The sequence below is a fragment of the Providencia sp. 2023EL-00965 genome (assembly GCF_033550225.1).
In the GTDB taxonomy this organism is placed as follows: Bacteria; Pseudomonadota; Gammaproteobacteria; order Enterobacterales; family Enterobacteriaceae; genus Providencia; species Providencia manganoxydans.
Window position 1 is genome coordinate 1 of sequence record NZ_JAWUEH010000030.1, and the last position, 13,916, is coordinate 13,916.

12 protein-coding genes are annotated in these 13,916 nt (G+C 39.9%); 1 reads left to right on the forward strand and 11 read right to left on the reverse strand.

From position 1 onward, the window contains the following. Positions 1-92: 92 nt before the first annotated feature. The 10 genes from SC428_RS21555 to SC428_RS21600 all read right to left on the reverse strand — a co-directional run bounded on the left by SC428_RS21555 (position 93) and on the right by SC428_RS21600 (position 10,077). Positions 93-2,360, reverse strand: a complete 2,268-nt coding sequence (locus SC428_RS21555) for a fimbria/pilus outer membrane usher protein (RefSeq protein ID WP_318710290.1) — start codon at positions 2,358-2,360, stop codon at positions 93-95. Positions 2,361-2,440: 80 nt separating this feature from the next. Continuing rightward, the gene (locus SC428_RS21560) at positions 2,441-3,247 is read right to left on the reverse strand and encodes a molecular chaperone (RefSeq protein WP_283125936.1); all 807 of its coding nucleotides are present in this window, start codon (positions 3,245-3,247) and stop codon (positions 2,441-2,443) included. Continuing rightward, positions 3,228-3,995 carry a molecular chaperone gene (locus SC428_RS21565; RefSeq protein WP_283125937.1) on the reverse strand — a complete coding sequence of 256 codons (768 nt, stop codon included), beginning with the start codon at positions 3,993-3,995 and terminating at the stop codon, positions 3,228-3,230. The genes SC428_RS21560 and SC428_RS21565 overlap by 20 nt, the downstream gene beginning before the upstream one ends. 19 nt (positions 3,996-4,014) lie before the next feature. Continuing rightward, a complete protein-coding gene (locus SC428_RS21570) occupies positions 4,015-4,590 on the reverse strand; it encodes a fimbrial protein (RefSeq protein WP_283125938.1) in 576 nt (191 codons plus the stop codon). Between the two features lie 42 nt (positions 4,591-4,632). Next, complete coding sequence (locus SC428_RS21575) at positions 4,633-5,205, reverse strand: fimbrial protein (RefSeq protein ID WP_318710291.1); 573 nt, start codon at positions 5,203-5,205, stop codon at positions 4,633-4,635. A 20-nt stretch (positions 5,206-5,225) separates the two neighbouring features. After that, positions 5,226-5,777 (reverse strand): fimbrial protein, encoded by a 552-nt coding sequence (locus SC428_RS21580; protein WP_283125940.1) that lies wholly within the window; start codon positions 5,775-5,777, stop codon positions 5,226-5,228. After that, positions 5,761-6,486 (reverse strand): molecular chaperone, encoded by a 726-nt coding sequence (locus SC428_RS21585; RefSeq protein WP_283125941.1) that lies wholly within the window; start codon positions 6,484-6,486, stop codon positions 5,761-5,763. Before SC428_RS21585 ends, SC428_RS21580 begins: the two co-directional genes overlap by 17 nt. A gap of 85 nt (positions 6,487-6,571) precedes the next feature. Continuing rightward, positions 6,572-7,117: a type 1 fimbrial protein gene (locus tag SC428_RS21590; protein WP_283125942.1), complete on the reverse strand. Its 546-nt coding sequence runs from the start codon at positions 7,115-7,117 to the stop codon at positions 6,572-6,574. Between the two features lie 574 nt (positions 7,118-7,691). Further along, the gene (locus SC428_RS21595) at positions 7,692-8,033 is read right to left on the reverse strand and encodes a helix-turn-helix domain-containing protein (protein WP_283125943.1); all 342 of its coding nucleotides are present in this window, start codon (positions 8,031-8,033) and stop codon (positions 7,692-7,694) included. Between the two features lie 844 nt (positions 8,034-8,877). Then, complete coding sequence (locus SC428_RS21600; protein ID WP_318710293.1) at positions 8,878-10,077, reverse strand: nicotinamide mononucleotide deamidase-related protein YfaY; 1,200 nt, start codon at positions 10,075-10,077, stop codon at positions 8,878-8,880. Between the two features lie 140 nt (positions 10,078-10,217). Here SC428_RS21600 and yegD point away from each other — a divergent pair, with 140 nt between their 5' ends. Continuing rightward, positions 10,218-11,570, forward strand: coding sequence for a molecular chaperone (gene yegD / locus SC428_RS21605; RefSeq protein WP_318710294.1), 1,353 nt, complete (start codon positions 10,218-10,220; stop codon positions 11,568-11,570). A 120-nt stretch (positions 11,571-11,690) separates the two neighbouring features. Here yegD and SC428_RS21610 read toward each other — a convergent pair whose 3' ends face one another. Beyond that, positions 11,691-13,418 carry a lysophospholipid acyltransferase family protein gene (locus tag SC428_RS21610; protein ID WP_070925344.1) on the reverse strand — a complete coding sequence of 576 codons (1,728 nt, stop codon included), beginning with the start codon at positions 13,416-13,418 and terminating at the stop codon, positions 11,691-11,693. Between the last annotated feature and the right edge of the window lie 498 nt (positions 13,419-13,916).

Sequence of the window (13,916 nt, forward strand, 5' to 3'; positions counted from 1 at the left end):
GAGTGGTGAAAGCTATCGATTGAAAGATAAACGACGCTCAGGTGCCATACCTAAATGAAACAGTGGATCACTTTTGATTGATCGAATTTGAGTTAAAAGTGGATCAGTTTTCGTTGATCGTTGACACCCACACTGTTTTTATTGTATTCAGATAGGTAAGGCGAAACTGCATAGCCACGCCAGTCGGTCACTGCAACGCCTCCATTGACACTGACGCCGCTAGCACCGGGTGCACTGATTAGCGCCACCGAGTCGCCCATTGAGCGAGCAAGTGTCACGCCTTCGGAATGCACTAAAAACCCGCCACTCGCATTCATATTGATATTTTGGCTGACATTGCTATAGCTATAACCCGCGCTAATGCTTCCTTTATCGCCTTGATAACCTGCATTCAGGTTACTATTAGCCACTTGTCCCTGATTCCCCCAACTTTGTGACACACTATAGGACAGCTTGCTATTCATCAGGCTACCGCTTAATCCCGTATTATTTTGAGTGCGCCCGTTATTATCATGAGTCATGGAGTACGTGGAATAGATTGATTCCAGATTTTTGTTTTGAGTAAATAAACTGAATGGCAAACTCACATTAAACGATAATTGGCGATTTTCAGGCCAATCACTACGGGTATCTTTGATCCGGTCAATGTTATAGTTAACGCCATAGCTGACCCCTTTAATGCTATTGCTATACCCAAATGAAAGTCCTGTTAATGTTCGGTCACTCCCCCAATAGTCATCACGGTTAGCACGGAAATGAACAGAACCATATTCCCCCAGTTGTTGACTAAGCTGAGTTTGGAAGCTACTGCGACGACGTTGTAATGCCCATGGTCTCATCCCCTCTTCAAGGTGATAACCCTGACTGTTAAATTCACTAAAATTGTAGAAATGCTCCGTCGAATAACGTAACGCAGTGAGGTCAACTGAGGTACCTGTTGACATTAAACTTTTTGAGTAACGAATACGGTAAGATTGCCCTGTTTTGCGTTCACTACCTTGTTGAGTTGAATTCGCAAATTTAGACGATGAATGGGTCACATCGGTCGAAACTGCACCAAAATCACCTAACGAGAAACCACTTCCCAAACTGACTGATTGATAGTCTTTAGCCATCAACCCGCCACCATAGAGCGTGATATTATTGTGCAAGCCGTACACTACGGTACCTAAAATAAAGTCTGAGCGGCGAGAGCTAGTGGTTAAATTACCATCATAGCGCCCAGAAGCGATTTCATATTTCCAACCACCGGGACGTAACATAACGGGGAGTGATGAATAAGGCACGACAAACTTACGTTCACTGCCATCGGCCTCTGTAACTGTGACATCATAGTCCCCAGACAATCCGGCTTGTTGAATATCATTGATATAAAAAGCACCCGGTGCCACATAAGTTTCATAAATCACATTACCGTTTTGACGAACCGTAATACGGGCGTTACTGTTAGCTACACCACTGATGGCTGGAGCATAACCCCGCAGCTGATTAGGTAACATTTGCTCACTGGAAGTGAGTTGAATTCCTTTGAATGGCACACTATCGAAAACATCACTTTGAGTCTTAGTTTCCCCCATCACCAGATTGGAACGCAGGGCACGAATATCCCGTGAAAGAGTCGTATTGGAAAAACGTGTTTGAGTTTGTGTTTTAGAGGATTCATTAACCCCTCCGCTGTATTCAAAACGCGAATGAGTTATGGTACTGCGTAAACGCCATGGCCCTGCATTCGCGCCCGCACGTACCGAAGCAAATAAATTGCTGTTATGAGTTTTTAATCCTTGGCTATAACGATTGGTTGAACGTCCTGCACTCAGGTTATAGTTTGCCATCAATGCGGGGATACCATTATCCCATAGTGCCGGATCAATATTACGGTAGACTTCTTGTTTCATTGCTACTTGTGGCACACTGATATCTAAACGTAAACGCGCCAAATCCAATTTTGTGGTGGCTTGAGGGATCAAACTTGCTAAATCTAAGATCTGTTTATCTACGGGTAAATCTTTTAGCGTTGGAATTTGCGTAATATTTACACCAAATGCATCCAGCTCGGCGGGTGTCATCTCAGGAACAACACGCCCTTGTGCGTTTTTAATAAAGTTCAAAGTATGCTGCCCAGTGTCTTGCTGATTAACAAAAACGCTGACTGTGTATTCACCTTCTGCCACGCCACCAGATTGAGAGAATGCAGAGAGATCGACATCGGTATTTTCCCCTACCACACCTAAAAAACTTGGGTCAAAGTAGTCTTCTGCTACCGCAGGGAAAATGACAACTACCAGCACCCACGCTAATGGATGGTAGCGAAAAAAAACGCTCTTCGTCAGATTTTCGGTTGCTTTATGGGCTATTTTCATGATAATCCTCTATCTTGCTCATGCAAGAATCCCCCCATTGCTTATTGAGCATCGGGTTACTATTTTTTATTGGTGTTCTATTATTTTATTTGTGTTATACGACGATGATTTGCATCATGGGTGCCACCTTGATCATTAATCAATTGCCAATGCACTTCATCTGTAGCATTGTTATCTAGAGGCCATGTCGACTCACTAAAAGGGGCCATCATACGTGAGTTATCTAAGTTCATTTCGGCATTACCGACCCTAAGAGAACTAAATGTGACGTAAAATGGGGTTGGATTTTTTACAACTAACTCTGTTTTTGTCCGAGAAAATTGTAACTGCTTTTCAACGTTATCAATGTTGTACTCAGGTAATCCCGCGGGTCGATAAAACAACTTAATGTTATTTTGCATTGCAAACGAAAACTGAGCATCAGAACTCTGTAATTTTTTGGGATCTGCTTGTGCTGGGATCGCAGTCAATGATAATACTTCAAGAGTTTCTCTATCTTGCGCCAGCAAATTATGTTTTTGACGAATACGTAATGTCAGCGTTTCTTCAGACTCAAAACGTTTCAATGGTGGTAACGCAATAAATGTGGAACTACCTTCAGTTTCCGTTTCATCTGCATGTTCACTGTCTGTCTTTGTGAGCTGCGGATCTTGCCACGATATAATACGAGCCTGTAATAAATAGGGTATTGCGGTGTTATTCGTCACACTATAAGTAACGCCATTAGTTGCGCTATGTGGATAAATTACGCGTGTATTTTTTAACGTGATACCGTTAAGCAGTTCTTGAATATTATTAGCCTGCGCTGATGTCACGCATAGGTACCATAGAACCACTCCTTTTAAAATAACATGACATAATCTTGTACTATCTCGATAGTTTGTCATGATCCTCTCCTACTTGGATCGTTGCCTGATACAATGGGCTAATATCACCAAAATCCGTAATAACAGCCCATTCAGCCTGTGTCACTCGACCTTTGATGGGATAATAGCTCGTTGAAAATGGCGCAATCATAGGATCTACATTCTGTAAATCAATAAAATGCTGATTGACAGCCAGTTGTGCCAGTGTCAAAAAATAGGGGGTTGGATTAGTAATAGCTACCTGCTGACCTGTTTGATGGAAAACTAACTTGCCTGCCGCTTGCTCTACTGTAATTGGTAGCTTTACTGGTCGATAAAAGAGCTTGATCACATTACGAATACCTACAGATACTTGAGCTTGCGTCATGCTTTCTATAGCTGTTTTTCCTTTAGGCGTCGATGGGATAGCCAGTAAGCTGAGGTAAAAAACTGATTCACGATCCGTTGGCAGCACATTTGTACCCTGTGGCACAATTAATAATGTACTTTGGTTTTTCGCTTCTAAACGCGATATTGGCGGCGTTATTATAAAAGGAGGCTTAGATTTTTGCTCATTGCCTTCCTGCGTACTCATGACATCAGCTTTGAGCAAATAGACTTGATCGCTACCATTTTTAATCATCATTTGGGCATTTTTAGCCTCTGCATTAAAAATCACCCGGGTCTGCCCTAAACGTATCCCTCCCGCTTCAGCTGATGCTATCCTCGGAGTAAATACGCCATATGATAATATGATGGATAACATGACATAGTGGAGAAAATGCTTCATTCTCATATCAACCTCAGAACTATTTATACTTAAAGGTAAAAGTCACGGTAGATTTGAAATCCCCGCCGTGTAAATTTGGTCCCGCAGTACAACTTCCACACACTAACTTCGCAGTTAAAGCCAAGTTGCCATTTAATGTAGTTACTTGCTCCGTTCCCTCTTTAGGCCAACTTTTTGCATTTATGACTTTATTCTGAGCGATATTACTGTTGGCAGACCATGCTGCATTACCTAGAGTTGACAACAAAATACCGTAACCTTTTGTTGTACTACTACTATCCATAAAATATCTTTTACTTTGTATATCAACTGTACCACCTGATACACTAATATTGGGTGCCAGAAAATAACCATTACAGTTGGATAAATTCAGTGTGATATTTACTGATTCTTTTCCCTCTGCAATCGAATCCCTCATAACTGAAGCGCCATTATTAAAAGCGACACTACTCGGCGCCGTAATATCACAACTCCCCGCAATAAAAGTGGCAGTAAATTTCACATCTTGGGATGCAGTACCGGCATACAACGCGGTGACTGGCAATAACCATCCAGCCATAATGGCAACTAAAGAATACCCCGACATCACATTCATAAATAAACCTTAATAATCAAAATGTTGAATGGTTTTCAGATGTTATTTATAAGCAAAATTAAAGGTAATCGCAGCGCTAAGCTCACCACCTTGCAAAGTGTTTGCAACACAATCACCACAGCTGACCACTGCTTTTAATGGAATGGTGCCATTTAAGGTTTCGGCCATTTTGGTGTTCCAATCATTACCGAGTGCCTTAATCACCTTATTTGTCGCTAAGTTGTCATTTTTATCGAAGTTGGTATTCCCTTCCGTTGATAACAAAATGCTATAACCATTACTGGTCGTTGCCGCTGTGGTGACAAAGAGATCTGCTCCAGACGTTTGATCAACATTCCCAGAAACCGTTATTGATGGCGTTAATCCATAACCGTTACAACCAGTCAATGTCAGATCAAATGGTTTAGATATGTCACTGGTACTTGTAATATCTGCTGCTTGTATCTCACCAAATGCAACAGTCGCAGGAACACTAATATCGCAAGATCCCCCAACAATATGTGCAGAAATCGTTGTTTTTGCTGTTGTATCGGCGAATGCTCCTTGGTTAAAACCCGTTAAGCTTGCAGCGATAAACAGTGATAAAGTCAATATCTTTTTTTTAGTGTGTTGCATAAAAATGTCCTATAAAAAAATTACTGAAAAACAAGGTTAAACGTTAATGTTGCAGAAAATTTACCCGGCAATACATTTGTTTCAACAGGTCCAACTAAACCAACCCAAAAAACCTCTTCAACCAAATAGTGGTTCTCTGCATTAAGTGGCGTTAATGGGATCTGCACGCCACGCTTAATTGCTTTATCTGGTTGATAAAAATCCCCTAAAGAGAGTGATGTTCCATCACTGACACGTAACATAAAGCCGGTACTATTTGGTGTTCCATCAAGAAAAATACTATTGACGCTATAAGGCGTATTCCCTTCTAGGGTTAACTTAGGTGTTAATTCCACAAATTTGTCGACACAAAATAATTGTGCGTGTAATGGTTTAATTTCATGAGTCGTAGTCGTTCCTTGAAATGCAGATACACGTTGGGGAGTAAATTCAAGTGTGCTAGGCAAACGAATTTCACAACCTGAATCATCATTAATTAATGCACTAATTTCTGTATCACTCGCTTGCGTTAATTGGCTTCCACACAGCAGCAGTAATAAAAAATAAATTAATGAACTATTGAACTTGCCCATGAAATACCTCCACACCACCGTAATCATTAATTGCCTTCCACTCGACCGCCCCTTGTTGTGGGACATGGCTATAGGTGTATTTACTAAATGGAGCAATCATATTATTGTTTAGCTTCACACTTAACGGTACATTCTTATGGGCAATTTTTAATTCAGCTAGTGTGATGTAGTACGGTGTTGAGTTTGAAACTGTGACGCCATTATTTGCACGGGTAAATTTCAATAATTTAATGGCTTGCTGTTGGTTCATTCCTAAATTATTTGGACGATAAAACAGTTTAATCACGTTTCCTGTCGACACTTGTACTGTACCGCCAATATTGTTCTGTGGTTGTTCTAATCCTTTTTCACTGGTTGGAATAGCAATAGTACGTAAATAGAAAACAGATTCTTTATCTTGTGGCAAAGCCGCCGCTGTTTTCATAATACGAATTTGATTTGTCGTGCTAGGCTCTAAACGAAATAAAGAAGGTGTAACCAAGAATGGAGTTTCACCTTTATCACTAAAAGGCGTATTTAAAATCTGAGCTTTCACTAAATAAGGAGTTAAAGATTGGCTTGAGCTAGTCACCCCAACGCTCGTTCCCGAAGCATCGTCATTAGCTGTAAAAATCACACGCGTCTTATCGATGGCAATACCTGCCAGCGATGTTGCAGACAACAATAGCAACCCACTGCATATTCCTTGTATGAATCGAATGTTTCGCATTTGCCTCGCCTCATGTCTCTAACAGGAAGAAAGTAAGGCAGCTAGCTACCTTACCCGATAGAAGTTCTTCAAACCTAATCGATGATTAGTTAACGATATAAGAAATCAGAACTGGCGCACTGTAAGAACCAGCTGCTGGTGTTGCAGTTGCAGTTGCCATACCAACTTTAAAGACATATTGGCCTTCAGTACTACCCGCCTCAATGTCAACTGCTGTACCTTTACCATTAGAGATAGCGGTATTTGCGCTGTCTTCAATCATAAAACCTACTGTTTGTGCATCTTCAGCAACAAACAGGTTCTGCTCATTATTAGCAACAGAAGTAATACCTTGAACAATCAATTGGCCATTTTCACCATCAGCGCAACCAACTAAAGTCACGGGCATATCAACCTTTTGAGCAGTGATAGCATTAACAGCAGAGAAGCTTGCATCTGCTGCACCCACTTTCGTATTGAAAACACCGACGTTTAATACTGATTTACCACCATTAATAGTGACATCACAGGTAGTGTTAGTCAGGATCCCTTGCAGAGTCACTTCCGCAGAAGGGGCTGCCATTGCATTCAGGCTTGCAGCAAAAACGCCAGCAAATAAAGCAGTAGAAAGCATGTTAGTTTTAAACGACATAATTAAATTCCTATTTGGATCTGGTTAATAATAAAACTGATAGAAAACATTCAATTTTAAATGATTATTTGATGCCTCTTTATTTCGTTCCATTGAAATAAAGATCATGCTCTCTTATCACACGTCAAAGAGAACATTGTCTTTATCCAAAACGGCCCTTATTTATTTTATAAATACTGTTTAAAATAGATTAATATCCCATAAGAAAACATGACAGAGATATCCTCAAAAAGGCCATTGATATACTTCAACTGTCATATATTTATAATTTACATAGATATGTTTTTATATTCATATAAACACCAACCTTATTAAGTGAATTCACTTATAATGAGTTATGTGCACCCCTTATCTTTTAGATAACTAATAATATAGATATTAATAAATTTAACTTATGTGTAATAAAACCATTTTGTATATTAAACGTAATTTAAATTTTTAAGTTACTAGGTATCCAATTAGATCAAGGAGGTATTCATATCCATATGATTTTAAATGAAAAAATTAATTATCAACGCGCAATTAAAATAAGTATATACACTTAGTCACAATGCTAATTATGACAAAAGTACAGTTATCCTATATTGGATATTTTATTATTTTCAAAAAAAATATCTTTACTTACGTAGCCATGTTCGAATTTTAATGCTGAAATACGTACTAATGTTCGGCTAATAAATTCATCTATTGGCATATCTAGAACCGTTAATACCAGTATCAACATATCAATCGTAATATTACATACACCACGCTCATAACGGGATATTTGTTGTTGAGAGATATTTAATAGTTCTGCAAGTTTTTTTCCTGTTAATAAGCGTCGCTTGCGTAATAAATAAATTTCATAACCGACAGCTTTAGAAAAAATGGCTCGCTCCCCTAATTTAAGGGGTTGTTGTGATTGCTCTCGCATCATTGTACGCTCTCCTTCCGAACTGCATCACTTAATAAAACTCGTATTTAGGTGAATACGAAGGATTTAAAAGAACTACAGTAAAATAATTTATTTCGCTGTATTTCTTACTAACTAATTTACGTGACAATTTTTGCAAAATCAAACTAGTCAAAAAAAGTCAACTAGATAAAAACACCATTTTTAACTCAATATATGAGTAGTGAAAAACAATAATATCTATTAAATAGCACCTCATGACACACACTCATTTTAAGATGCTCTTTTGCGACCAGTGATAATGACTACCCAAACTCTGTATATGCTACAAATACAAAATTTAATTCTTAATATTACATTTTTTTATAACTACCAAAAAAAATCGCTTATGTATCAAAATTCGTGTATTTAGATTATCATTAGAAATGATAAATATTAATGATTTATCAATAACATAAAAAACACACAGATTTTACATGGTTTATTTAAGGTATTTCTAATTATTTCAATTATTAAATAAAAGCAATCTATCATGTATAAAAGTACGTCTATGTACTTAATTATTTACTTCCATTGTTGTAAATAACAAAAGCTATTTTAAAATAAAAGTGAACATTTAAATTTAATTAAAATCATTTTTAGATAGTCTAAATAATTTCTTTTATTGTGAATATTCACTATACAATCGATAATGAAATTCATTCTTTTTTATTTGAAATAAAAAAGAATGAATTTCGCATAAAAAACAATGGTGATAGCAACACATCTCGAAGGTTTTAAGGCTCAAAATTGTTGCAATACATGGTGATATTTAAAGAAATGAGCTAAGCACGCTACGTGTTTACGAAAGTGCAACGTGCCATGCAAACTATTGTACTAACGTCTCTGACTGCTCTAACCATTCGTATTGACCAAATACATTCCGCCCTCTTAGCCAACGTAACAACATATCCAGCATCAACATCACACTCACATCCTGTTTTATTTTAGTACTATGGTTACTTGGCATATAACGAACACGCTGTGCATAGCTTTGTTGTGGAGTATATAACGCTAAGTTTAAACAGCCATCATGATGATCACCGATAGCCAAGCCAATTTGTGCATCCTCTTGCTTAGCCATCGTGCTGGCACGTATTATCAAGGCAGCTAAACTTTGATCTTCTTGCTGATTGAGCACACTGCTGCCATTTAGGGGAGCCGAAACCGAATTCAATGTCCAAGTCAATAACCCCGCACTAAACTCTTCACTGATTGCTACACGTAATTGTTGTTGATTTAAATCGTGACAGATAACGTTAGGTAAGCCTTCGGTTCCCTCAAAAATCAGGTTTTCATTCACCTCAGACTTAATAGTTTGCCACTGCGATAACATTAACTGCTTTTGTGTTGCCGGCCCTGTCAACTTCAATTCAATAATTGGCATGGAAGAACGATAGCCAAGTACGCAACTTTCAGGCAGAGATAACGGATCAAACTGTGTTGCTAAGCTACTTTCACTACGGCCAAAGGTGGTTAAACGTAAACACAAAGGTGGCTCACTAAGTGGGTACCGTTGACGTAGCCGTGGCAAAATTTGTCCATCGACCATCACTTTAAATTCAGATGGAACACCAGGAGTGAAAAATAACCAACAGCCATTGAGCTCCATGGCAAAACCGCATGCCGTACCTACTGGATTATCAATTAATTCAGCTCCTTCTGGTAACAATGCTTGTTTACGGTTAGTTTCCGGCATCACTCGCTCCCTTGAAGCAAAGTAACGTTCCATTACTGCAATCCATTCCACATGTTCGACCAAAGGAACACCTGCTGCTGTCGCAGCAGCTAATGCACTCAAATCATCACTGGTTGGCCCAAGCCCGCCGTTAACAATCAAAATATCGGCATGTTGACTGCGTTCGCACAGTGTCTTAACCAAGTCATCTAAGTTATCACCGGTCGTTGTTCGTCCATTTAAAGGAAAACCTTCTTGGAAAAAACAATCTGCCAACCAAGCTGCATTGGTATCGATAATCTGCCCATGCAGTACTTCATCCCCTGTACTTAACATTTCAACAATTGGCATTGAGGAACCTCAGTTTGTCATTCATAAATGTGGTTAGACTAATCTAACTTAATTAAGCACACTTTTCCTGTAGCAATTCACCATCGCTTCCGGTAAAGTTTGCCGCCTTTTTCAGCAATACAAAGAGACGAGGAGGCGAAATGTTTATTGGCTTTGACTATGGTACATCAAACTGTGCTGTGGCAATTATGGATCAAGGTAAACCTACCCTACTACCATTAGAAGGTCATAGCACCTACATACCTTCTACTCTATGCGCACCCACTCGCGAATCGGTCTCTGAGCATTTGTTTCGCCACTTAAATATTGCACCGTCCGACGTGGTTGGTGAGCAAATTCTTAGACGCTCAATAGCTTATAACCGCGAAGAAGGTATTGAGCTAGTACCGGAAGATATCGTGTTCGGCCAAGCTGCGTTAGATCTGTACCTTAAAGATCCACGTGATGTTTATTATGTCAAATCTCCAAAATCCTTTCTTGGGGCATCTGGTCTACATGAAGTGCAGATTAGTTTTTTTGAAGATCTTGTTTGCGCGATGATGGCCAATATTAAACACACCGCAGAGCAACAGCTTCAGCACACCATCACAGATACAGTGATTGGTCGCCCTATCAACTTCCACGGTCGCGGTGGTGAACTCGCCAACCAACAAGCTGAAGCTATCTTAATTAAAGCAGCAAAGCGGGCTGGTTTTAGACATATTGAATTTCAATTTGAGCCTGTTGCCGCAGGCCTTGAATATGAAGCCGCGTTAGCACAAGACCAAACCGTGCTGGTCGTCGATATTGGCGGTGGAACCACCGACTGCTCATTAATCAAAATGGGCCCTAGCTACAGGGGAAAAACGGATAGAGCCGACAGCTTATTAGCACATAGCGGCCAACGTGTTGGTGGGAACGATCTTGATATTTATTTAGCATTAAAGCAATTGATGGATCACTTTGGCATGAGTAGCCAAATGGTATCGGGGATCAAAATGCCAATCAGCCAATTTTGGAACCCAATTGCTATTAATAATGTTGAAGCACAAAAAGATTTCTATGCAAAACAAAACCTTGCCGCTCTTAATCGCTTACGCCAAGACGCACAAGAGCCTGAGAAGCTATTACGTTTAATCGAAGTCTATAATGAAACATTAGGCTATAGCCTTGTTCGTCGTGCAGAAGAGGCTAAAATCGCGCTTTCTAAAGACGATAATTACTTGGTACGCATCGCATTACTCAATGAAATATTGGAAGTTGATATTAGCCGAGCACAAATGGTCGATGCAATTGAATCGCCGAAAAGCAAAATGATTGAGTTAGTCAAAGAAGCAGTAAGCCAAGGAGGGGTTCAACCCGATGCTATTTTTATGACTGGCGGATCAGCGCAATCGCCTGTGTTATGTCAGGCGATTGAACAACAGTTGCCTAATATCCCGATTGTACGTGGTAATGATTTCGGCTCAGTGACCGCAGGCCTCACTCGTTGGGCTGAGATTTGCTTTAAATAATCAATATAGACTCCAAATAATTCGAGATGCAGCTAGGTGACCAGTGAATGAGTATAGTCACCATACCTTAACGGAAGGTGCTGCAACTTGAAGTATCACCAATATAAATGGTGTGACATGTCACGTCTCCGCTTCTTTAGACTCATTACCTAAATGCACCGCCACATATCGCTGATAACGTGTTGGTTTTAACTTAGTGAGATCCACCAGCACCAATCCGTCTATACAGTTGTTAAATGCAGGATCAGTACCAAAATCAATAAACTGTACTCCACCGGGTTCACACAGCTCGGTATACTGCTTATACAATGTTGGGATTGAGCTGCCAATATTGCTCAATAAGCTTTTCAACCTAATTAAATCATCTTGATAATTATCACCAGAAAACTGTGCCAGCACCTGTGGTAATGATGCTGGATAAGGCTGTCGAGATTGTGCCATGGCATGTTCAGGGGAGAAATAGAGGCGATAAAAGGCAATTAATAGGTCACGCGCTGCAATTGGCATGGTTCCTGACATTGAAACGGGACCAAATAAGTAACGATATTGCGGATATTTTGCTAAATATGCCCCGATCCCTAACCACAAATAGTCGAGACCACGTTTTCCCCAATAAGCAGGTTGGATAAAACTCCGCCCTAACTCAATACCTTGCTCAAGGATCGGGCGCATTTCTTGATCGTAATGAAACAAAGTATAACTATAGATACTTTCAATACCTTTATTCGTTAATTGCTCCGAGGTGGGTATAAAGCGATAAGCACCTACAATTTCTAATTCTTCTTCATCCCATAATACCAAGTGATAATAGTCATCATCATAACTATCTAAATCACGCCGCCTACCAGAACCTTCACCAACCGCACGAAACGCAATTTCACGTAAGCGACCTAACTCTCTTAAAATCGGTGCTCTTGCTTCATTTTTGCGACGATACAGAAAAATTGCCTTACCATCGGGTGCGGTACCGAGCCGCTCACATGCCATTAATGCTTTTTTCAACTCAAGGCGATCTTCGGGCAAGGCAATCGGCGCTTCGCTAGTAAACAAACCACTTTTACCTTGTCCTAATAAATAGACATGACGTCGAAAACGCTCAGCGAGATCATGAGCTCGAGTATGGCCATCGTGCCAATGTGCAAATGGAATACGACCGCCAATACGAATTTTGATCCGCCCACCTTGATGCTTAAACATTTCACGCACTAATAATAGCGTCGACAATGGGCGGTAAATAAATGAAGTCATATAAAATAAGTGGCTATTACGACCACTAATATGAATGGGAACAATTGGTGCTCGCGCTTTCGCGGCTAAACGTAAAAAACCAGTATGCCAATGACTATCACGGATCCCTTTAGCCGTTAAACGCGAAACCTCACCAGCCGGAAATAAAATCAAGGCACCTTGTCGCTCTAAATGCGTTTGCATGGCTTCAATTTGCTTTCGACTAGTACGGTTATTTAAATTATCTACAGGAACAAATAAATGACTGAGTGGTTCAATATAACTTAGAAGCTGATTAGCGACGACTTTTACATCAGGCCTAATGGTTGCAACAGTACGTAATAGAGCCAAGCCATCTAATGAACCGATCGGATGATTAGCGACTAACATCACTGGCCCTTGTGAAGGAATATTTTCGAGATCGCCCTCCACCAGTTCACAACTAATATTAAAATTCTCGACTACTTGCTCAATTAAATCCAAACCTTTCAGATGCGGATAATCTTCAGCAAATTGTTTAAATTCTTTTTCAAATAGCAGGCTTCTGAGTAATTTACGTTGCCAAGCGGGAGGCGCTCGGTCTGGGAATGCATCTTGCAGCAGAGTATCCAAACTAAACATTATCATATCTCCTAGCTTAGTTATTGCAAAACTAAGCCAAAGTAATGACGCTAGCATGTCAGTTTAATGACAGAATAATGAAGTTATTCAATAAATGACAACCCAATCTTATTTTCCCCCTAACACTATATTGGGTTAGGGATTAAATAAGAGAGACATTTATAGTGTAGTCTAAATAATTTGAGATGCTTAATAGGCACTCAATACACTATAAGTAAATAGCTGGGATGAGTACTCTCTATACCATCACGAAAAATGAAGTATGACGAACACATACTCTAAATAATTCAAGGTGCAACTAGGCGACTAGTGAGCGAGACGCTAGGAGCATACATCAGTATGTGACTGGCGCGAGTGAACGCAGTCACTTGTACCTCAACGAACAGTGTTGTAACTTGAAGTCCGCCCAACACATACTCTAAATAATTCAAGGTGCAACTAGGCGACCAGTGAGCGAGACGCTAGGAGCATACATTAGTATGTGACTGGCGCGAGTGA